The following is a 20,061-nucleotide window of genomic DNA, read 5'->3' as shown; positions in this document are numbered from 1 at the left end:
CACCCTAGGTCGCGCATCGGGCCGGTTCCTCCGTCTTGAGGCGGATACCGGCCCGGCCGCGTTCATTCGCGAGGAGTAATCGGGATACCGGGTCGGCGGGCTCCGGTGCTGCGGGTCCGCCCGGTCTCGGCACGTTCCGGAACGCCTTCACGGTGAACAGCCCGACCAGGAGCGCCGTGGCCGCGAGCAGCAGCAGGCCGATCGTGTAGTCGCCGTTGGCCTGGTAGTTGGCGCCCATGATGAGCGGCGGGAAGTACCCGCCGAGGCCGCCCGCGGCGCCGACGATCCCGGTGACGCCGCCGACCCGGGCCGGGTCGACGAGTTCGGCGACGAGCGCGAACACGCCGCCGGTGCCCAGGCCCAGGAACAGGGCCATGAGGACGAACGAGGTCCCGGCCGGGACCTCCAGCGGCGGTTCGAGGGCGAGGACCACGGCCATGGCGGCGGCCCCGAAGAAGGAGGTGAGGCAGACCTTGAGGGGCCCGACCTTGTCGGAGAGGATGCCGCCCGCGGGGCGGGCGATGACGGCGGCGAGGCTGAACCCGGCCGTGCGCAGGCCCGCGTCGGTCTGCGCGAGGCCGTACTCGGCGACGAGCATCGTCGGCAGGTAGGTCGAGAACGCGACGAAGCCGCCGAACGCGATGGCGTACAGCAGCGACATCTGCCAGGTGACCTTGAGCTTCATGACGGCTTTGAGGCGCGGCAGGGCCGGTTCGGTGGAGGCCCGCCACTGCGGGGCGTTGCGCGCGAACGCCCAGACGACGAAGCCCATCACCGCGAGCGCGGCGCACATGACCAGGTGGGTCGCCAGGAGCCCCAGCCACGCGACCAGGCGCGGGGTGAAGAACGCCGAGAGCGCGGTGCCGCCCATGCCCGCGCCGAAGATCCCGGTCGCGAAGCCGCGCTTCGCGGGCGGGTACCAGCCGTTGACGAACGGGATGCCGACCGCGAACGAGGTGCCCGCGACGCCGAGGAGGAAGCCCGAGACCAGGAGGGCCGGGTAGGAGTCGCCGGACAGGCCGACGAGGAGCACCGGCACGATTGCGATGAAGCAGGAGGCGGTGAGCATGACCCGGCCGCCGAGCTTGTCGGTGAGGATGCCCGCCGGGATGCGCCCGACCGCGCCCACGAGCACCGGGAACGCGACGAGGACCGAGACCTGCGTCGGATCGAGGTCGAGCCGGTCGGCGTAGGTCTTCGAGAGCGGGCCGATGAGGTTCCACGCCCAGAACGTGAGTGCGAACGCGGCGGTCGCGAGCGCCAGGTTCGACCCGGCCCCGCGCTGCACGGCGGCCTGCGGTGCGCCCGCGGCGGCAGTGGTCATCGCTGCTCCCTTCCCCCGTGCGGGGCCTGAGCGGCGGCCCCGGGGACAGTATGCCGATTCGTCCTCTTCGGAGGCGTGAAAGCGCCTAATCTGGGCGCGGACCGCACCCCCGAACCGGATGGAGCGAGCAGCCATGGCACAGCACCGAGCGGCGACTCCCGAGCGCAGCGCCGCCGACCTGCTCCTCGCCGCGGGCCTCTTCCTCACCCGCTCCGAATCCACAGAGGACAAGCGGGCGGTGTTCAAGGAGGGCGGGCGCGAAGGGGACGTGTTCTACCGCGACCGCTGGAGCCACGACAAGGTCGTGCGCTCCACGCACGGCGTCAACTGCACCGGCTCGTGCTCGTGGAACGTGTACGTCAAGGACGGCATCATCACCTGGGAGACCCAGGCGACCGACTACCCCTCGGTCGGCCCCGACCGCCCCGAGTACGAGCCGCGCGGCTGCCCGCGGGGCGCGGCCTTCTCCTGGTACACCTACTCGCCCACGCGCGTGCGCTACCCGTACGGGCGCGGCGTCCTCATTGAGATGTACCGCGAGGCCAAAGCGCGCCTCGGCGATCCGGTCGCCGCCTGGGCCGAGATCACCACGGACCCGGAGAAGCGCCGCCGCTACCAGTCGGCGCGCGGCAAGGGCGGGCTGGTGCGCATCGGCTGGGACGAGGCGGTAGAGATCGCCGCCGCCGCGCATGTGCACACCATCGGCGCGTACGGTCCCGACCGCATCGCCGGGTTCAGCCCGATCCCCGCGATGTCGCAGGTCTCCCACGGCGTGGGCGCGCGGTTCGTGAACCTCCTCGGCGGCTCGATGCTCTCGTTCTACGACTGGTACGCGGACCTGCCCGTGGCGTCCCCGCAGGTCTTCGGCGACCAGACGGACGTGCCCGAGTCGGGGGACTGGTGGGACGCCGCGTACCTCGTGCTGTGGGGCTCGAACGTGCCCGTCACGCGCACGCCGGACGCGCACTGGATGGCCGAGGCCCGCTACCGGGGCCAGAAGGTCGTCACCGTCGCGCCCGACTACAACGACGCCGCGAAGTTCGCCGACGAATGGCTCGCCCCGCACCCGGGCACCGACGGCGCGCTGGCCATGGCGATGGGGCACGTGATCCTCAAGGAGCACTTCGTGGACGAGCGCACGGAGGCCTTCGACGCCTACGTGCGCAAGTACACCGACCTGCCGTTCCTCGTCGAGCTCGTCGAGGGCGGCGGCGAACTGGTGCCGGGCAAGTTCCTGCGCCAGGACGCGCTGCCGGGCGAGGAGCCGTACGCGGAGTGGAAGCCGGTGTTCATCGACGCGCGCTTCGACCAGCCCCGTGCGCCGCACGGGACGCTCGGCCACCGCTGGGACGAGGAGCGGCCGGGCAACTGGAACCTCGACCTCGAGGGTGCCGAGCCGCTGCTCAGCTGCTACGAGGAGGGCGGCGAGACCAGGGTGATCGCGTTGCCGCGCTTCGATGAAGCCTCCGCTGACCCTGAAGGCGGGCGCATGCTGCGCGGCGTCCCGGTCCGCCGGGTCGAGGGCCGCCTCGTGACCACGGTGTTCGACCTCCTCCTCGCCCAGTACGGCGTGGCCAGGCCGGGCCTGCCGGGCCGGTGGCCGAGCGGGTACGACGACGCCGACGAGCCGTGCACGCCCGCCTGGTCCGAGTCGATCACTGCCGTGAAGGCGGACCGGACGATCCGCATCGCCCGCGAGTTCGCCGCCACCGCAAGGGATTCGGGCGGCCGGGCGATGATCGTGCTCGGTGCGGGCACCAACCAGTGGTTCCACGGCGACACCATGTACCGGGCGTTCCTCACGCTCCTGCTGCTCACCGGCTGCCAGGGGAAGAACGGCGGCGGCTGGGCGCACTACGTCGGCCAGGAGAAGTGCCGCACCCAGACCGGTTGGGCTGCTTACGCATCGGCGATGGACTGGACGCGGCCCGCGCGGTTCATGGCCGCCACCCCGTACTGGTACCTGCACACCGACCAGTGGCGGTACGACACCTACAAGGCCGACGCGCTGACCTCGGCCACCGGCCCCGGGCGGCTGGCGGGCACCCACACGGCCGACCTCGTGGCGGCCTCGGCCCGCATGGGCTGGATGCCGTCGTACCCCACGTTCAACCGGAACCCGCTGCTCATCGCCCAGGAGGCCCGCGAAGCCGGGCTCGCACCGGCCGATTACATCGCCCGCGAACTCGCCTCGGGCGACCTGCGCTTCGCCTGCGAGGACCCGGACGCGCCCGAGAACTGGCCGCGCGTGCTCACCGTCTGGCGCGCGAACCTGTTCGGCTCCAGCGCGAAAGGCGACGAGTACTTCCTCAAGCACCTGCTCGGCACCCAGCACTCCGTGCAGGCCGAAGAGGCGGGCCCAGAGGACCGCCCGGCCGACGTCGTGTGGCACGGCCGTGCGCCCCGAGGGAAACTCGACCTGCTGCTCTCGCTCGACTTCCGGATGACCAGCACGACCCTGCTCTCGGACATCGTGCTCCCGGCCGCCACCTGGTACGAGAAGCACGATCTGTCCACAACGGACATGCACCCGTTCGTGCACGCGTTCTCGCCCGCGATCGACCCGCCCTGGCAGGCCCGCACCGACTTCGAGGCGTTCCAGGCCCTCGCGCGCCGCTTCTCCGAACTCGCCGAAGCCCACCTCGGCACCGCCACCGACCTCGTCGCCGCACCCCACCAGCACGACACCCCGGGGGAACTCGCCCAGCCCGGCGGCACCGCGCCCGACTGGAAAGCCGAAGGCGCGCCGCCGGTCCCGGGCAAGACCATGCCCGCGATCATCGCCGTCGAACGCGACTACCCCGCCGTCGCCGCCAAGATGACCGCCCTCGGCCCGCTCGCCGAGACCAAAGGCCTGCCCGTCAAAGGCATCTCGTTCACCCCCGACGTCGAGATCGGCTGGCTCGCCCAGCGCAACGGCACCTCCGCCGAAGCGCCCGCCAGCGGCCGTCCGCTCATCGACACCGACGTCAAAGCCTGCGAGATGATCCTCGCCCTCTCCGGCACCAGCAACGGACGCCTTGCCGCCCAAGGCTTCGAGCGCCTCGCCGCCCGCGTGGGCACCGACTTCGGCGAACTCGTCCACGGCTCGGCCGAACGCCGCGTCGTCTTCTCCGACACCCAGCACGGCCCCACGCCCGTGGGCGCCAGCCCTGAATGGTCGGGCAAAGAAGCGCACGACCGCCGCTACTCGCCGTTCACCATCAACGTCGAGCACGACAAGCCCTGGCACACCCTCACCGGCCGGATGCACTTCTATCTCGACCACGACTGGATGCACGAGTTCGGCGAGGCCCTGCCCGTCTACCGGCCGCCCTTGAACATGGCCGCCCTGTTCGGCGAACCGGAGATCGGGCCGACGGGGGAGAAGGCCGTCGCCGTCCGCTACCTCACCCCGCACTCCAAGTGGTCCATCCACTCCGAGTACCAGGACAACCTGCTCATGCTCACGCTCTCGCGCGGCGGCCCCAACATCTGGATGAGCCCCCAGGACGCCGAAGCGATCGGCGCCAAGGACAACGACTGGGTCGAAGCGGTCAACCGCAACGGCGTCGTCGCCGCCCGCCTCGTCGTCTCCCACCGCATGCCGCAGGGGACCGTCTACATGTACCACGCGCAGGAGCGCATGGTCGACGTGCCGAAGACCGAGACCACCGGCAAGCGCGGCGGCATCCACAACTCGCTCACCCGCCTCCTCGTGAAACCCACCCACCTCATCGGCGGGTACGCCCAGTTCTCCTACGCGTTCAACTACATCGGCCCCACCGGCAACCAGCGCGACGAGGTCACCGTCGTCCGCAAGCGCACCACGGAGGTCGAGTACTGATGGACCAGCGCATCGGCAAGGTCATGGCGCAGGTAGCCATGGTCATGAACCTCGACAAGTGCATCGGCTGCCACACCTGCTCCGTCACCTGCAAGCAGGCCTGGACCAACCGGCCCGGCGTCGAGTACGTGTGGTTCAACAACGTCGAGACCCGCCCCGGCCAGGGCTACCCGCGCCGCCACGAGGACCAGGAGCGCTGGCAGGGCGGCTGGAAGCGCACGGCCGCAGGCAGGTTGAAGCCCCGCGCGGGCGGGCGCCTCAAGAAGCTCGCGACGATCTTCGCCAACCCCAAGATGCCGTCCATACAGGACTACTACGAGCCCTGGACGTACGACTACGAGCACCTCGTCTCGGCCCCGCTCGGCGACGACATCCCCGGTGCGCGGCCCCGCTCCCTCATCTCCGGCGATCCCATGCAGATCAAGTGGAGCGCCAACTGGGACGACGACCTCGCCGGCGGCGAGGAGCTCGGCTCGCAGGACCCGATCGTGCAGAAGATCGGCGACAAGGTGAAGTTCGAGTACGAGCAGAGCTTCATGTTCTACCTGCCGCGCATCTGCGAGCACTGCCTCAACCCCAGCTGCGTCGCCTCCTGCCCCTCGGGCGCGATGTACAAGCGCGCCGAGGACGGCATCGTCCTCGTCGACCAGGACAAGTGTCGCGGCTGGCGCATGTGCGTCACCGGCTGCCCCTACAAGAAGGTGTACTTCAACCACAAGACCGGCAAGGCCGAGAAGTGCACGCTCTGCTACCCGCGCATCGAGGTCGGGATGCCCACGGTCTGCTCCGAGACGTGCGTCGGGCGGCTCCGCTACCTCGGCGTCGTCCTCTACGACGTCGAACGCGTGGGCAAAGCGGCCGCGGTGAAGGACGAGCAGGACCTCTACGAAGCCCAGCTCGACGTCTTCCTCGACCCCGACGACCCCGACGTCCAGGCCGCGGCCCGCCGCGACGGCATCCCCGAACGCTGGCTCGAATCAGCCCGCCGCTCCCCGATCCACCTGCTCGCCAAGCGGTTCCGGCTCGCGCTGCCGCTGCACCCGGAGTACCGGACCATGCCGATGGTCTGGTACATCCCGCCGCTGTCGCCCGTGGTCGACGCCCTGAGCGAGACCGGCCACGACGGCGAGGACGCCGACAACCTCTTCGCCGCCGTCGACACCTTGCGCATCCCCGTCGAGTACCTCGCCGAGCTGTTCACCGCGGGCGACCCCGAACCGGTGAGGGCCGTGCTCAACCGGCTCGCCGCGATGCGCGCATATATGCGCCGCATCAACCTCGGCGAACCCCCCGACGAGTCGATCGCGGAAGCAGTCGGCTTGACGGGCAAGGAGATCGAGCAGATATACCGCCTCCTCGCCCTCGCCAAGTACGACGACCGGTACGTCATCCCCACCGCCTACGGCGTCGACGAGGCCGACCGCGGCGTCATCGACGAGATCGGCTGCTCACTCGACTTCGACGGCGGCCCCGGCATGGGCGGCTCCGGCCCGTTCGGCGAGGCCTCCGGCACGCCCGCGCCCGCCAGCGTCGAGACGTTCCACGCCCTGCGCGACCGCCAGACCAGCGACGACCCGGCCGGTGCGTCCCGCCGCTTCAACCTCCTGAACTGGGACGGCAACGGCCGCCCGCCGGGATTGTTCCCGGACAGGGACCGGCAGGCGCGCCGGCACACCCAGGACGGCGAGTACCTCCACGACCGCGAGGAGTCGCAATGAACGCCGTCATCCACCAGGCCGCGGCCGTGCTCCTCTGCTACCCGGACCGCGACTTCTACGAACGCCTCCCGCTCGTGCGCGCCGCCGTCGCCGAGACCCCGCCGGGCGACGCCCGCGAAGCCCTCACCGCATTCTGCGCCTACGCGCACGGCACCCCCGCCCTCGAACTCGGCGCGGCCTACGTCCGCACCTTCGACCTGAAGCGCCGCAGGGCACTCCACCTCACCTACTACACCGACGGCGACACACGACGACGCGGCCACGCGCTGGCCCGGATCAAGGAGATCTATGCGGCCTACGGATGGCGCCTCGAGCCCGGCGAACTCCCCGACCACCTGGCGGTGGTCCTTGAATTCGCGGCCAGAGGCGATGCCGTCCAAGGCATGCGGCTCCTCACGGCCTTCCAGCCCGCGATCGAGCTGCTCCGCGCCGCCCTCCACGAATGCGCCGGCCCCCACGCCGCTGTCCTCGACGCCGTGGCCGCAACCCTCCCGCCCGCCGACGAAGCCCGCCGCGAAGCCGCGAGACTGGCCGCCGCCGGCCCCCCGGCCGAGGACGTAGGCCTCGACCCCTTCGACGGCAAAGTGCCGCTCGGCATGCCGGTGGCGATGGGAGCCGAGCGATGAGCCCGACGGCCCTCGACCACCTGCTGTGGGGCGCGCTCCCGTACGTCGTGCTCGCGATCCTGATCGGCGGCACCGTCTGGCGCTACCGCTACGACCGCTTCGGCTGGACCACCCGCTCATCCCAGCTCTACGAGTCGCGGCTGCTCCGCATCGCCAGCCCCGTGTTCCACTTCGGACTCCTCGTGGTGATCATCGGCCACGTCGTCGGCCTCCTGATCCCCGAGACCTGGACCGAAGCCGTCGGCATCACCGACGAGAGGTACCACGTGACCGCCCTGTCCCTGGGCGCCATCGCGGGCGTGACCACCCTCGGCGGCATCGCCCTCCTCATCTGGCGCCGCCGCACCAACGGCCCGGTCTTCAGCGCCACCACCGTGAACGACAAGGTCATGTACCTCGTCCTCGTCGCCGCGATCCTCGCCGGCCTCACCACGACCCTCCTCTCGGCCGTCGCCGGCCTCACCGGCGGCCACGAGGTCGACTACCGCGAGACCGTCTCGCCCTGGTTCCGCAGCATCTGGATCCTCCAACCCGACGTCGCCGCCATGGCCGCCGCCTCCACCGCCTTCAAGGTCCACGTCCTCATCGGCCTCACCCTCTTCGCACTCTTCCCCTTCACCCGCCTCGTCCACGCCTTCAGCGCACCCGTCTGGTACCTCTTCCGCCCCTACGTCGTCTACCGAACCCGAGACCAGGAACCCACCCCGGCCTCCCGCCCGGCCCCCCGCGGCTGGAGCTGATCAACACGCCAACGCGGTTCCGGCCCTTGAGAGCATGGAAGCGGAAATGATGCCGACGTGTTGGGGCGGAATCGATATGGCGGATGACGCGACGTTGCGGGAACGGCTGCGGCACGTGTACTGGATCGGGGGCGGCAGCGGGGCCGGGAAGTCGACTGTCGCTGCGGCGATGGCGGATCGGTACGGGCTGCGGCTCTATGAAACGGACGAGGCGATGCCCGATCACGCGCGGCGGACTTCGGCCGAAGAGGCGCCGTACCTCCACGAGTTCATGTCGATGACCATGGACGAGCGCTGGCTCGACCGGTCGCCCGAGGTCATGTTCGAGACGTTCCACTGGTTCCGGGGCGAGGGGTTTCACCTCATCGTCGAGGACCTGCTGGCGATGCCGCGCGAGCAGGGGATCGTGGTCGAGGGGTTCAGGCTGCTGCCTTCGCTCGTCGCACCGCTCCTCGCCGACCGGAGTCGGGCCGTGTGGCTGCTGCCGAGCCCTGAGTTCCGCGCGTACGCGGTCGTCAAGCGGGCGAAAGCGACGAACAGGCCGGGGTTCCTCGACCAGACCAGCGACCCCGAGCGCGCCGCGCGCAACCTCGCGGTTCGCGAGCGGCACTTCGTCGAGCGCCTCAGCAAAGAGACTCGCGAGCTGGGGTTGCGGGCGCTTACAGTTGATGCGGCCGTTGACGAGGACGCGTCGATTCGGTGCGTGAGCGAACACTTCGGCCTCTCGTGAAGCCGCCCCCGAGACCCCCTTTGGAAGGAACCCCATGCCGCAGGTCGTGATCGTCGACATCGACGGCACCGTCGCGCTTCGGCTCGGTGCGAAGCCCCGGTCGCCGTATGCGTTTCATCGGGTCGGCGAGGACGCTCCGAACCCGGCCGTGATCTCGGTGGTGCAGGCGCTGGCCCAGGTCGGGCACAAGATCGTGTTCCTGTCGGGGCGGGACGAGGTGTGCCGGACCGAGACGCTGACCTGGCTCAAGCTGCATGTCGGGTTGGCGGACGTCGAGCTGTACATGCGCAAGTCCGGCGACAGCCGCCGCGACTCGACGGTCAAGCGCGAGCTGTACGAGCGGCACCTCGCCCATCGCGAGGTGCTCTGCGTGATCGACGACCGGGATCAGGTCGTGCGCATGTGGCGCGAAGAGCTGGGCTTGACCTGCCTGCAGGTCGCCTACGGCGACTTCTAGATGCGGGCCCCGCCGATGGCGGGGCCCGGAACTAGAAGCCGTGGTGGGAATGCCAGTGGCGGCGGTGGGCGTCGATCGACCACGCGGAGATGCGGTCGGTGTCGGGTTCGGCGGGCAGTGCCGTCGCGCCCGATTCGAGGAGCGCGACGATGCGGGCCCGGATCGAGGCGATCTCGGCGAGGACCGTGTCGAGTTCGGCGACGCCGCCGGACTTGACGTGCAGCACCCGCTGGCGGTCGGCGTCGGGCATCGGCAGGGTGAGGCGGGCGTGCTCGGCGATCTCGAGGCCCTGCAGGCCGAGGCGGAGGGCGTGCGAGGCGTACTTGACGTCGTAGCCGTACTGCTCGACCAGCTCGGGACGGTTCGGCATCGAGCCCTGTCCCCGGTTGAGCAGGCGGTCGGTCTGGCCGTCGAGGTAGCCGACGAAGCGCTCGACCGCGCGCTGCGAGAGGAACGCGGGCGCGAGGTCGCGCAATTCCGCGCCCAGGTCCGTGGCCGTGTAGACCGACGCCTCGGGGGCGAAGAGCGGCAAGAGGATCGTGGGGTTCCCTGCGATGGCGAGCTTGAGGAACTTCCGCAGCGAGTACATGACCAGGTCGGTGTCGCCGTGCGAGGAGCGGTGCCCTTCGGGCTGGGTCCGCCACACGTAGTGGTTCATCGGGCCGCGCAGGCCGACGGCGCATTCGGGCGGTTCGATGAAGACGCCCATCTCGTCGTGGTCGTCGGTCCCGGCGATCGCGATGCCGTGCAGGCCCGAGCCGACCTCGGTGCGCAGGATCTCGCCGCTGCGGGCGATCGCGGCGTTGCCGTGCTCGGTGTGGTCGGGGTTCTCGCTCATGCGGTCAGCTTGCCAAGAAGGGGCGCGCGACGCGAGCGAGATTCGCCGCATCGGGGGATTGCGGGCGGGGCCGGCGGGAATCCGCTGAACGGGCCCGACCGCGCTCGAACGCGGGAGAATGGGGCCGAACCGCCGTCTATCGTGCCGGAGGCAAGATCGTGAGCAACCCGTACGTCATCGTCGGGGGCGGCCTGGCCGCCTCGAAGGCCGCGCAGACCCTGCGCGACGAGGGGTTCGAGGGCGACCTCGTGGTCGTCACGGGGGAGGCCCACCGACCGTACGAGCGCCCGCCGCTGTCCAAGGACTACCTGCGCGGCGAGGCCGACCGCTCGTCGGTGTTCACCGTCGATGAGGACTGGTACGCCCAGAACGCCGAGCTGCGCACCGGCGAGCCCGCCACCGGCCTCGACCCGGCCGGCCGGCGCCTGACCCTCGCCGACGGGTCCGTCATCGACTACAAGAAGCTGCTCCTCGCCACCGGCTCCAGTCCCCGGCCGCTGCCGATCCCGGGCGCGGACCTGCAGGGGGTGCACCTCCTGCGCACCGTCGAGCAGTCCGATCTGCTGCACGCGGCGATCAAGGACGCCGAGCACGTCGCGATCGTCGGCGACGGCTGGATCGGCATGGAGGTCGCCGCATCGGCGCGGCAGCTCGGCCGGGAGGTCACCGTGTTCGGGCTCGGGGCGCAGCCGCTCGAGCGGGTCCTCGGCCCGGAGATGGGGCTCGTGTTCGCGAAGCTGCACACCGATCACGGCGTGGAGCTGCTGCGGCGCACACAGGTCGCGAAGATCCTCGGCGAGGACGGGCGCGCGGTGGGCGTCGAGACCGACGACGGCCGCACGGTCGCTGCGGACGTCGTGCTCCTCGCGGTCGGGGCCACGCCGAACATCGGCTTGGCCGTGGAGGCCGGCATCAACATGCGCCCCAAGGAGTTCGGGGGCGGGATCGCCGTCGACGGGACGCTACGGACCAGCGGCCCCGACGTGTGGGCCGCCGGCGACGTCGCCAGCATCCCGTCCGTCCACTACGGACGGCCGGTCCGGGTGGAGCACTGGCAGACCGCGCTCGACTCCGGCCCGCACGCCGCGAAGGCGATGCTCGGGGACGAGGCGCCGTACGACAAGCTGCCCTACTTCTTCACCGACCAGTACGACCTCGGCATGGAGTACATCGGGTTCGTGGCGGGCCCGGACGACTACGACGAGGTCGTCGTGTCCGGCTCCATCGAGTCGCTCGAGTTCGTGGCGTTCTGGACGAAGTCCGGGCGGGTGCTCGCGGGCATGGCCGTGAACACGTGGGACCGCATGGCCGAGGTCGAGGCGCTCATCCGCGCGCCGGAACCGCCGTCCCAGGCCGACCTGCAGTCATTCCGCTGAATCGCCGACCGGTTCCCTGATCAGGAAGGGCCGCAGCAGGTCCGGCACGGTGTCGTCGGCGAAGTCGAGGATCTCGTGCTCGTCGGCGTCGATGACCGCGTAGTGGCCCTTGCCCGCGGCGGTGGTCGCGTCCAGGGTCATGAGGCCCATGCGCCGCTGGAACACCGACTGCTGGATTCGCCAGCCGATGATCCCGGAGCGGTCGAGGTGGACGGTGGCGCGGCGGGTGCTGCCGCGCCGCGAGACCAGGTAGCGCGGGCCGGAGGCGTGGCCGAGGGACGCGTACGAGTCGAAGGCCGTCCAGACGGCGAACGCCGAGGTCGACACGGCGGCCAGGACGACGGCGGCGCTGAGCAGCGCGGGCATCGACCACAGGAGGTGGGCCCCGGTCGCCAGGCCGGCGGCGATCAGGATCGTCGCCCCCGCCCAGCGCAGCCGCCGGTGCAGCGCGGTCCGGGGGTGCGGGGCGAGGCCCGTTTCGAGAGGGCCGATCACCGCTTCGGCGGCGGCGAGCGTCTTGTCAAGGGGCGCAGCGGGAACCAGGGTGCTGAGGTCGCTGCCCTCCTGGTCGGTCTTGAGGCCGATGGCGACCACGTCGAGGCGGCCGGCGCCCGCGGTGCGCACGCCGAGCGGTTCGACGATCTCGATGCCGCGGATGCGCTCCTCTTCGAGGCTGAGGGAGCGCGCGATCATGAGGCCGCGCCGTACCCGCAGGGTGCCGCCGGGTTCGCGGTCGAGGCGGTGGTTCCACCAGGCCTCGCCTTGGAGGACGAGGCTGGCGATGGCGCCGAGGAGCAGGAGCGCGGCGAGGCCGACGCCGAGGACGGTCCACGGACCGTGCGCCTCGACCAGGTCGGCGGTGATCTCCACGGGCAGGCCGCCCCGGCCGAACCAGTCGGCGACCTGGAAGACCGCGCCGACTGCGATGCCCGCGAGCATCGGGGTGAGGAACGACAGCGGCGCGTACTTGAGCCAGCCGGGTTCCCAGGTGGCGAGGCGCCCTTCGGTGTCGACTTCGGAGGCGACGGCGCCGCGGCGCAGGAGCTCCTGCCGGAGCCGGTCGGCTTCGGTGCGGTGCACGGAGTCGAGGGTGAGCGTCTGCTCGGTGGTGGAGCCCGATCCGCTGCCGGTTTCGCCGGTGCCGACCTTGACCTTGGTGAGGCCGAAGACCCGCTCGAGCGGGTTGGCGGCGAGGTCGACGGAGCGGATGCGTTCGCGTGCAAGGGAGCGGCGGCGCTTGAAGAACAGGCCGGTGTGCATCTCGACGCGGGTGGCGGTGACGCGGTACCGGGTGGTGCGCAGCCGCACGGCCTCGAACGCGACGACCGCGCCGATGACCAGCGCGGCGCCGGGCAGGACCCACGCGAGGGCGATCGGCCAGGAGGTGCCCGAGGCGAGGGCGATCGCGGCGGGCGTGCCGGCGCCGACCATGACGCCGGCCATGTAGAGGGCGGTGGATTTGAGGCCGTCGCGGTGGAGGCGCCGCCAGGGGGTCTCGGGCTCGGCGGCGGCGGGGTCTTCGACAGCATGGTCTTGAACAGCGAGGTCTTCGGCGGCAGTGCCTTCGGGTTCGGTGGGGCGGTCGCTCATGTCGCGTCCCCGGGGGTGGCGTCGGTGAGCTCGGTGAGGCGCTCGGCGAGTGCGGCGGCCTGGTCCTGTTCGAGCCCTTCGAGTTTGATCGCCCCGGCGGAGGACGCGGTGGTGACGACCAGAGTGGACAGTCCGAAGGTGCGCTGCAGCGGCCCCTGCGTGGTGTCGACGGTCTGGATGCGGGACATCGGGGCGATGCGCCAGGTGCGCCAGAAGTAGCCGGTGAGGGTGTAGACGGCGGTGTCGGTGACCTCCCAGCGGTGGACGCGGTGCCACCAGACCGGCAGGGCCGCAAGGGAGACGAGGCCGATCACGGCGATGGCGGCGGCGGGGCCGAGGAGCCAGGGGCGGGCGGGGGCGATGAGGAGGCCGAGCACGAGGAGCGGGACGGCGGGCACGGCGGTGGCGATCGCGAGTTGGACCCGCCACCAGGGCTTCACCCGGGGGTCGAACTGGTGCTGGGGCGGACGCAACGTTGTCCTTGACGAGGTCATGTCCCGGATCGTAGTTTCCCGTGACGGACCGGACTTCCGACTCGGGGCGGATATTCGTCGGCCGGTGTCATACCTGAGTACCTCCCCCGGAGGCTCGCCGGGGCCCGTGCGGCGCCGTCCGCTCGCGTCCGCGGCTCCACCGCCGAGGCGACGGCCTCTGGCAGGGTTTCCCGGTTCCGGTACCGGGAATCCCATCCTGGGCGCGTCTGCCGCCCGAGGCAGGCGCCGCGATGAAGGAGTCCGCCATGACACAGATGCCGGCGCGGAGGAGCGACGCGATGAGTCTCATCGACGACTTCTCCGCTTACATGAATCGCATGATGGGCCCGTACTACTCGCCGCTGGACACGGGTGCGGAGGCCTGGACGCCGACGGCCGACGTGACCGAGAACGACGAGGAGTACCACGTCGACATCGACCTGCCCGGGGTCGAGAAAGAGGACGTCAACGTCAGTCTTGAGGGCCAGGAGCTCACGGTGAGCGGCGAGTGCAAGAAGTTCGAGCACATCGAGGGGTCCGCGCGGCGTTCGACGCGGCGTACCGGGCCGTTCGAGTTCGCGCTCCGTCTGCCGCACGCGGTCGACGCGAGCGGGACCACGGCCGAGCTCTCCAGCGGCGTGCTGTGCATGACCGTCCCGAAGGCCGCGTCCAAGGGCCAGCGGAAGATCGAGGTCAAGTAGCGCGAGGCCCGCAGGATCGATCCTGCGGGCCTGACGCCGTCCAGGCACGTTCTAGCCGATCGCGTGCTCGTCGATCGCGGCGAGTTCCTCGTCCGTGAAGTCGAGGTTGCCGAGGGAGCCGATGTTGTCCTCGAGTTGCTTGACGCTGCTCGCGCCGATGATGACGCTGGTCATGCGCTCGTCGCGGAGGGCCCAGGCGAGGGCGGTCTGCGCGAGGGTCTGGCCGCGTCCGGCGGCGATGTCGTTGAGGGCGCGCACGCGCGCCATCTTGGTCTCCTCGAGTGCGTCCTCGTTGAGGAAGACGCTGGTGCGCACGCGCGAGTCCTCGGGGATGCCCTTGAGGTAGCGGTCGGTGAGGAGGCCCTGGGCGAGGGGGCTGAAGACGATGCAGCCCGCGCCGACCTCTTCGAGGGCGTCGAGGAGGCCGTCACGCTCGGTCCAGCGGTTGAACATGGAGTAGGACGGCTGGTCGATCAGCAATGGCGTGCCGAGGTCCTTGAGGATCGCGGCGGCCCGGCGCACCTGCTCGGCGTTGTAGTTGGAGACGCCGACGTAGAGGGCCTTGCCGGAGCGCACGATCGCGTCGAGCGCGCCCATGGTCTCCTCGAGGGGCGTCTCGGGGTCGGGCCGGTGGTGGTAGAAGACGTCCACATAGTCCAGTCCCATGCGGGAGAGGGACTGGTCGAGCGAGGAGACGAGGTACTTGCGCGAGCCCCAGTCGCCGTACGGGCCGTTCCACATGTGGTAGCCGGCCTTGGAGGAGATGACGAGCTCGTCGCGGTAGGGGCGCAGGTCCTCGGCGAGGACGCGGCCGAAGTTCTCCTCGGCGCTGCCGGCGGGCGGGCCGTAGTTGTTGGCGAGGTCGAAGTGGGTGACGCCGAGGTCGAACGCGCGCCGGATGATCGCCCGCTGGGTCTCCAGGGGCCGGGTGTGGCCGAAGTTCTGCCATAGGCCGAGGGAGATCGCGGGGAGCTTGAGGCCGCTGCGCCCGGAGCGGCGGTACTGCATGGTCTTCTCGTAGCGGTCGTCCGCGGGAAGGTAAGTCACTGGTGCAGCCTATCCAGCGGAGCCGCTGCACCGGCTCGGCAATCGCATTCCGCAAGGCCTATAGGATATATCCTATAGGATTCGGGAGGGTGAACGGCGGGTGAAGCCGCCTGAGGGCCTTACGCGTGCGGGTCGAACTTGTAGCCGAGGCCGCGGACCGTTACGAGGTGGCGGGGCTTGCCCGGCTCGGGCTCGATCTTGGAGCGCAGGCGCTTGACGTGCACGTCGAGGGTCTTGGTGTCGCCCACGTAGTTGGCGCCCCAGACGCGGTCGATGAGCTGCCCGCGGGTGAGGACGCGCCCGGCGTTGCGCAGCAGCATCTCCAGCAGCTCGAACTCCTTGAGCGGCAGCTGCACGTCGCTGCTGTTCACGGTGACCGTGTGGCGGTCGACGTCCATGCGCACCGGCCCGGCCTCGAGCACGGTGACGATCGGGTCGTCGGGCTCCGCCGAGCGGCGCAGCACCGCGCGGATGCGGGCCACGAGCTCGCGGGAGGAGTAGGGCTTGGTGATGTAGTCGTCCGCGCCCAGTTCCAGGCCCACCACTTTGTCCACTTCGGAGTCGCGGGCGGTGACCATGATGATCGGCACGTTCGAGTTCGCCCGCAGCTCGCGGCACACCTCGGTGCCCGACTTCTCGGGCAGCATCAGGTCGAGCAGGACCACGTCGGCCCCGGCGCGCTCGTACTCCTTGATGGCGGCGTCGCCGTCCGCGGCGACGGCCACCTCGAAGCCCTCCTTGCGGAGCATGTAGGAGAGGGCATCGGAGAACGATTCCTCGTCTTCAACTACGAGCACGCGGGTCACGAGTGAACCTTTCTACAGGCCGGCTTGCTGGGTCGTTCCGATTGCATCCGAGTCCGGTGCCGTGGCGTCGGACGGAAGGGAACGAGCAGGCAACATCAAGGTAAACACTGATCCAGCTTCGGGCATACTGGACACTTCGACCCTACCCCCGTGATTGACCGCCACATGCTTGACGATCGCCAGGCCGAGGCCGGTGCCGCCTGTGGAACGCGAGCGGGCCGCGTCGACGCGGTAGAAGCGTTCGAAGATCCGGTCCAGCTCCTCGGCGGGAATGCCGATCCCCTGGTCGCGCACGGCGATGGTCACCATCTTGACCCCCGCCAGGTGCCCCGTTGGAGAGGCTATCGAAGTGGCGACCTCGACGGCGGTGTTCTCAGGTGAATAGGAGATGGCGTTGCCCACGAGGTTCTTCACCGCGGTCACCAGCTGGGACTCCGAACCGAGCACCTGCGCGCCGCGCACGCCCGAGTAGGCGAGCTCGATGCCCTTCTCCTCGGCCGATATGCGCGTCTGGTCGAACGCCTCGGCGACGATCCGGTCGACCTCCACGGGCTCGGGGTCGGGCAGCTTCTCCGCGCCCTGCAGGCGCGAGAGCTCCAGCAGGTCGGAGACCAGGTGGTTCATGCGCTTGGACTCGGACTGGATGCGCGCGGCGAACCGCGCCGACGCGTCGGGGTCCTCCGCGGCGTCCTTCAACGCCTCGGCGAGGATCTGCATGGCGCCGACCGGGGTCTTCAGCTCGTGGCTGATGTTGGCGACGAAGTCGCGGCGCACCCGCTCGACGCGGTGCAGCTCGGAGATGTCCTGGAACTCGGCCACGGAGACGCCGTCGGGCAGCGGCGTGATGCGCACGCTCACCGCGCTCGGCTCGCCCATGACCTGCTTGGGGACCTCGATCTCGGCGTCCCGGTAGCGGCCGGAGCGGCGGGCCTGGGCCAGGAGCGCGCGCAACGTGAGCGAGACGATCTCGTGGTCGTCCACCAGGCCCAGGTCGCGGGCGGCCCGGTTGGTGTAGAGGACGCGGTTGTGGTCGTCGACCAGGCACACGCCGGTGCGCAGCAGGTCGGTCGCGGCCTCCCAGGGGCGGGAGTCGGCGACGGGGGCGGTGCGGACTTCGGGGCGGGGGGCGCCGCGCTGCCGGGTGCGCATGAGCGCGGTGGCGGCGGCGCCGAAAGCGGCTCCCGCGGCCAGACCGGTGAGGACGCGACCTGCGCTTCTGCGCAGGGACGCGAGCGGCTGCGACGAATCATTGTGGGCCACGGACCCAGCCTAGGACCGAAACGGCCCGGCGTCGAACGCCGGGCCGTAACCGATGTCACCCTGCGTTAACGCAGAGTGCACATTAGGGCTTATTTCTTCCCTTGGGCGGCCACCGCGGCCGCGGCCTCGGCCGCCGCCTCGGGGTCGAGGTACTCGCCGCCGGCCGTGATCGGGGCCAGCGTGGCCTCGTCCAGCTCGTAGCGCAGCGGCATGCCGGTGGGGATGTTCAGCTTGACGACGGCCTCGTCGGTCATGCCGTCGAGGTGCTTCACGAGCGCCCGCAGCGAGTTGCCGTGGGCCGCGACCAGCACGGTCTTCCCGGCCCGCAGGTCCGGGACGATCCCGTCGTACCAGTAGGGGAGCATCCGCTCGAGGACGTCCTTGAGGCACTCGGTGGCCGGGAGGATCTCGGGGGCGAGGTCGGCGTAGCGGGCGTCGCCGTCCTGTGCGAACTCGGAGCCGGCCTCGATCGCGGGCGGCGGCACGTCGTACGAGCGGCGCCAGGTCATGAACTGCTCCTCGCCGTACTCGGCGAGCGTCGCGGCCTTGTCCTTGCCCTGCAGCGCGCCGTAGTGGCGCTCGTTGAGGCGCCAGGAGCGCTTCACGGGGATCCAGGAGCGGCCGGCCTCGGCCAGCGCCAGCTCGGAGGTGTTGATGGCGCGGCGCAGCAGGGAGGTGTGCACGACGTCGGGGAGCAGGTCGGCCTCGGCGAGCAGCCGCCCGCCGCGGCGGGCCTCGTCCTCGCCCGACGCCGACAGCTTCACGTCGACCCAGCCGGTGAACAGGTTCTTGGCGTTCCATTCGCTTTCGCCGTGGCGAAGCAGCACGAGAGTAGCGGTCATGCCCCCTATCCTGCCGTGCCCGCCCCCGTCCTGCCGCCCGGTCAGCGGACGGGTGTGGCGGGCGTCGCCGTCCCAGGGCCGGGCGCGGGGGCTGCGGCCTCGGGTGACGCCGGCCGGCTCGGTTGTGCCATTTCATGGCGGATGGTCCACGTTGTGGGACGGTGTGCCATATCGCCGTCCGGGCCTTGTGGACTGTCGCGGGTGCCGATAGCGTCTGGTCAGCGCGCGGTCACAGGTGCCGACCGAGATGACCGCGCGCCGTGAATCACCCTGCCCTGGAAGGAATCCGCATGAACAGGGGACCTCGGTCCACTCTAATCCCCGCCCTGCGCCGGATAGGAGCGACGGCATCCATGGCCGTGCTCCTGGCCGCGGGCGCGCTCGCACTGCCGTCCCCGGCGACCGCGGGCGGCGTCAACTACACGATGAGCTGCGACGACTGGTGGTCCGGCGTGTCGACCACCAACGGCGACGACTACGGCGAGACCGTGCGGTGGCGCTCCCGCTTCACCTCCTGCGGCGAGCACTACGCCTGGGTCAACGTCTACTACTCGAACTCCAGCGGCTCCGGCAGCACCGGGAAGAAACGGTCCACCACGGCCGCGACCGTGGGCAACCAGGTGACGGTTCGCTTCTACCGCAACGGCGTCGACAAGTCCTGGCACTCGGGCTGCAGCTCAGGCTGCCACACCGAGTGGACCTATGCCTGACCTCCCGCACGGCCGGGCCGCCCTCGGCGTCCCGGCCCTCCTCGCCGCACTGCTCCTCGCCGGCTGCGCCGAACCGCCCGACCCGATAGACCGCGCGACCGCCGAGGCCGTCCTCGCCGACAACATCGCCTCGGCCGACCAGGTCGAGCAGGCCCTCGAACGGGTCGCGCGGCTCTGCGTCGAGAACCTCGGCTTCACCGTGCACCCCGCCGCGACCGAATACGAGGAGCCCACCGACATCCGCGGCCTCCTCGGCGAGTGGGTCTACTCCGCGCCCGACCCCGCCCTGCCGCCCGAGGAGATCTACGGCATCCGCGTCGACGACCCCGCCATCACCCTCATGTATGAGGGCGCGGACGGCGAGGGCGTGCGCACCGAACCCGACCCGTTCACCGAACTGCCGCAAGGCGACCAGGACGCCTACTTCGCGGCGTACTACGGCTCGCCGGGCATGGAGGCCGAGACGGTGCAGCTGCCCGACGTCGGCGAGTCCGAGCGCGCCGGAGGCGGGTGCATGCGCGAAGCGGAGGACGCGCTCGCCGACGGCGCCTACCCGGACTACCTCAACCACGCCGGGCTCGCGGGCGCCCGCGGCGGCACCGACTGGGCGGTGGACGAGCGGGTCGCGGAGGCGCTGCACGCCTGGTCGGACTGCATGGACGACCGCGGCTACGACTACGCGGAGCCGATCCACCTGCGCAGCGCCCTGTTCTCCCGGGCCGGGGACCTCAAGGCGGCGTGGCAGATCGAGGGGTCGATGTCCCTCGAGGAGGCCGAGGCGGCGCTGGCCGGGGAGGTCGTGGCGACGGCCGGGGACGACGCGGCGTGCCATGCCGCGTCGAAGCTGGAGGACGTGCAGGTCGCGGTGTTCTGGGAGTACCTGATCGCGTACGTGAGCGCGCACGAGGAGGCGTTCTACTCGTTCCACAAGCGCGCGCAGGACATGCAGGTGCGGGCGCAGGAGGTCCTGGCCGCCGGGGGCCTGTAAGTCGCGCGG

Annotated in this window: 18 protein-coding genes; 10 read left to right on the top strand and 8 right to left on the bottom strand. The window is 70.7% G+C overall.

The genetic code is table 11. The features are described from left to right. Positions 1-4: 4 nt before the first annotated feature. The gene (locus tag O2L52_RS20205) at positions 5-1,324 is read right to left on the bottom strand and encodes a nitrate/nitrite transporter (RefSeq protein WP_270117792.1); all 1,320 of its coding nucleotides are present in this window, start codon (positions 1,322-1,324) and stop codon (positions 5-7) included. A gap of 133 nt (positions 1,325-1,457) precedes the next feature. Here O2L52_RS20205 and O2L52_RS20200 point away from each other — a divergent pair, with 133 nt between their 5' ends. The 6 genes from O2L52_RS20200 to O2L52_RS20175 all read left to right on the top strand — a co-directional run bounded on the left by O2L52_RS20200 (position 1,458) and on the right by O2L52_RS20175 (position 9,421). Next, on the top strand, positions 1,458-5,150 hold the full coding sequence (locus tag O2L52_RS20200; protein WP_270117790.1) for a nitrate reductase subunit alpha: 3,693 nt from the start codon (positions 1,458-1,460) through the stop codon (positions 5,148-5,150). Beyond that, positions 5,150-6,868: a nitrate reductase subunit beta gene (gene narH, locus O2L52_RS20195; RefSeq protein ID WP_270117788.1), complete on the top strand. Its 1,719-nt coding sequence runs from the start codon at positions 5,150-5,152 to the stop codon at positions 6,866-6,868. The genes O2L52_RS20200 and narH overlap by 1 nt, the downstream gene beginning before the upstream one ends. Next, complete coding sequence (gene narJ / locus O2L52_RS20190; RefSeq protein ID WP_270117786.1) at positions 6,865-7,494, top strand: nitrate reductase molybdenum cofactor assembly chaperone; 630 nt, start codon at positions 6,865-6,867, stop codon at positions 7,492-7,494. Before narH ends, narJ begins: the two co-directional genes overlap by 4 nt. Further along, positions 7,491-8,234 (top strand): respiratory nitrate reductase subunit gamma, encoded by a 744-nt coding sequence (narI, locus tag O2L52_RS20185; RefSeq protein ID WP_270117784.1) that lies wholly within the window; start codon positions 7,491-7,493, stop codon positions 8,232-8,234. The genes narJ and narI overlap by 4 nt, the downstream gene beginning before the upstream one ends. Before the next feature lie 76 nt (positions 8,235-8,310). Next, entirely contained in the window at positions 8,311-8,964 is a 654-nt protein-coding gene (locus O2L52_RS20180; protein WP_270117782.1) for a hypothetical protein, read from the top strand. A 34-nt stretch (positions 8,965-8,998) separates the two neighbouring features. After that, a complete protein-coding gene (locus tag O2L52_RS20175) occupies positions 8,999-9,421 on the top strand; it encodes a phosphatase domain-containing protein (RefSeq protein WP_270117781.1) in 423 nt (140 codons plus the stop codon). A 31-nt stretch (positions 9,422-9,452) separates the two neighbouring features. Here the strand turns inward: O2L52_RS20175 and O2L52_RS20170 are convergent, their stop codons facing one another. Then, positions 9,453-10,259: a nucleotidyltransferase domain-containing protein gene (locus O2L52_RS20170; RefSeq protein ID WP_270117779.1), complete on the bottom strand. Its 807-nt coding sequence runs from the start codon at positions 10,257-10,259 to the stop codon at positions 9,453-9,455. A gap of 158 nt (positions 10,260-10,417) precedes the next feature. Here O2L52_RS20170 and O2L52_RS20165 point away from each other — a divergent pair, with 158 nt between their 5' ends. After that, the gene (locus tag O2L52_RS20165; RefSeq protein WP_270117778.1) at positions 10,418-11,635 is read left to right on the top strand and encodes an NAD(P)/FAD-dependent oxidoreductase; all 1,218 of its coding nucleotides are present in this window, start codon (positions 10,418-10,420) and stop codon (positions 11,633-11,635) included. Here the strand turns inward: O2L52_RS20165 and O2L52_RS20160 are convergent. Both O2L52_RS20160 and O2L52_RS20155 read right to left on the bottom strand, forming a co-directional pair. Beyond that, positions 11,624-13,225, bottom strand: a complete 1,602-nt coding sequence (locus tag O2L52_RS20160) for a PH domain-containing protein (RefSeq protein WP_270117777.1) — start codon at positions 13,223-13,225, stop codon at positions 11,624-11,626. The genes O2L52_RS20165 and O2L52_RS20160 overlap by 12 nt on opposite strands. Further along, positions 13,222-13,719, bottom strand: a complete 498-nt coding sequence (locus O2L52_RS20155; RefSeq protein WP_270117776.1) for a PH domain-containing protein — start codon at positions 13,717-13,719, stop codon at positions 13,222-13,224. The genes O2L52_RS20160 and O2L52_RS20155 overlap by 4 nt, the downstream gene beginning before the upstream one ends. 278 nt (positions 13,720-13,997) lie before the next feature. On the opposite strand from O2L52_RS20155, the gene O2L52_RS20150 reads away from it, so the two are divergent. Beyond that, entirely contained in the window at positions 13,998-14,399 is a 402-nt protein-coding gene (locus tag O2L52_RS20150) for an Hsp20/alpha crystallin family protein (RefSeq protein WP_270117774.1), read from the top strand. A 51-nt stretch (positions 14,400-14,450) separates the two neighbouring features. Here O2L52_RS20150 and mgrA read toward each other — a convergent pair whose 3' ends face one another. The 4 genes from mgrA to O2L52_RS20130 all read right to left on the bottom strand — a co-directional run bounded on the left by mgrA (position 14,451) and on the right by O2L52_RS20130 (position 18,354). Next, entirely contained in the window at positions 14,451-15,446 is a 996-nt protein-coding gene (gene mgrA / locus O2L52_RS20145) for an L-glyceraldehyde 3-phosphate reductase (protein WP_270117772.1), read from the bottom strand. 119 nt (positions 15,447-15,565) lie between these two features. After that, on the bottom strand, positions 15,566-16,252 hold the full coding sequence (locus tag O2L52_RS20140) for a response regulator transcription factor (RefSeq protein ID WP_270117771.1): 687 nt from the start codon (positions 16,250-16,252) through the stop codon (positions 15,566-15,568). A 12-nt stretch (positions 16,253-16,264) separates the two neighbouring features. Next, the gene (locus O2L52_RS20135) at positions 16,265-17,512 is read right to left on the bottom strand and encodes a sensor histidine kinase (RefSeq protein ID WP_270117770.1); all 1,248 of its coding nucleotides are present in this window, start codon (positions 17,510-17,512) and stop codon (positions 16,265-16,267) included. An 89-nt stretch (positions 17,513-17,601) separates the two neighbouring features. After that, the gene (locus O2L52_RS20130; protein ID WP_270117769.1) at positions 17,602-18,354 is read right to left on the bottom strand and encodes a phosphoglyceromutase; all 753 of its coding nucleotides are present in this window, start codon (positions 18,352-18,354) and stop codon (positions 17,602-17,604) included. A gap of 353 nt (positions 18,355-18,707) precedes the next feature. Between O2L52_RS20130 and O2L52_RS20125 the strand changes: the two genes are divergently transcribed. Next, positions 18,708-19,064: a hypothetical protein gene (locus O2L52_RS20125; protein ID WP_270117768.1), complete on the top strand. Its 357-nt coding sequence runs from the start codon at positions 18,708-18,710 to the stop codon at positions 19,062-19,064. Further along, on the top strand, positions 19,057-20,052 hold the full coding sequence (locus tag O2L52_RS20120; protein WP_270117766.1) for a hypothetical protein: 996 nt from the start codon (positions 19,057-19,059) through the stop codon (positions 20,050-20,052). Before O2L52_RS20125 ends, O2L52_RS20120 begins: the two co-directional genes overlap by 8 nt. Positions 20,053-20,061: the final 9 nt, after the last annotated feature.

It is taken from the genome of Glycomyces algeriensis, from assembly GCF_027622855.1.
Taxonomy (GTDB): Bacteria; Actinomycetota; Actinomycetes; order Mycobacteriales; family Micromonosporaceae; genus Glycomyces; species Glycomyces algeriensis.
The sequence above is the reverse complement of the archived record's forward strand: the minus strand, read 5'-3'. Positions and strand labels throughout refer to the sequence as shown.

Excerpts from the sequence above, each read along its gene's own strand:
- O2L52_RS20205 (WP_270117792.1), bottom strand. The coding sequence starts at position 1,324 with ATGACCACTGCCGCCGCGGGCGCACCGCAGGCCGCCGTGCAGCGCGGG.
- O2L52_RS20200 (WP_270117790.1), top strand. The coding sequence starts at position 1,458 with ATGGCACAGCACCGAGCGGCGACTCCCGAGCGCAGCGCCGCCGACCTG.
- narH (WP_270117788.1), top strand. The coding sequence starts at position 5,150 with ATGGACCAGCGCATCGGCAAGGTCATGGCGCAGGTAGCCATGGTCATG.
- narJ (WP_270117786.1), top strand. The coding sequence starts at position 6,865 with ATGAACGCCGTCATCCACCAGGCCGCGGCCGTGCTCCTCTGCTACCCG.
- narI (WP_270117784.1), top strand. The coding sequence starts at position 7,491 with ATGAGCCCGACGGCCCTCGACCACCTGCTGTGGGGCGCGCTCCCGTAC.
- O2L52_RS20180 (WP_270117782.1), top strand. The coding sequence starts at position 8,311 with ATGGCGGATGACGCGACGTTGCGGGAACGGCTGCGGCACGTGTACTGG.
- O2L52_RS20175 (WP_270117781.1), top strand. The coding sequence starts at position 8,999 with ATGCCGCAGGTCGTGATCGTCGACATCGACGGCACCGTCGCGCTTCGG.
- O2L52_RS20170 (WP_270117779.1), bottom strand. The coding sequence starts at position 10,259 with ATGAGCGAGAACCCCGACCACACCGAGCACGGCAACGCCGCGATCGCC.
- O2L52_RS20160 (WP_270117777.1), bottom strand. The coding sequence starts at position 13,225 with ATGAGCGACCGCCCCACCGAACCCGAAGGCACTGCCGCCGAAGACCTC.
- O2L52_RS20155 (WP_270117776.1), bottom strand. The coding sequence starts at position 13,719 with ATGACCTCGTCAAGGACAACGTTGCGTCCGCCCCAGCACCAGTTCGAC.
- O2L52_RS20150 (WP_270117774.1), top strand. The coding sequence starts at position 13,998 with ATGAGTCTCATCGACGACTTCTCCGCTTACATGAATCGCATGATGGGC.
- O2L52_RS20130 (WP_270117769.1), bottom strand. The coding sequence starts at position 18,354 with ATGACCGCTACTCTCGTGCTGCTTCGCCACGGCGAAAGCGAATGGAAC.
- O2L52_RS20125 (WP_270117768.1), top strand. The coding sequence starts at position 18,708 with ATGGCCGTGCTCCTGGCCGCGGGCGCGCTCGCACTGCCGTCCCCGGCG.
- O2L52_RS20120 (WP_270117766.1), top strand. The coding sequence starts at position 19,057 with ATGCCTGACCTCCCGCACGGCCGGGCCGCCCTCGGCGTCCCGGCCCTC.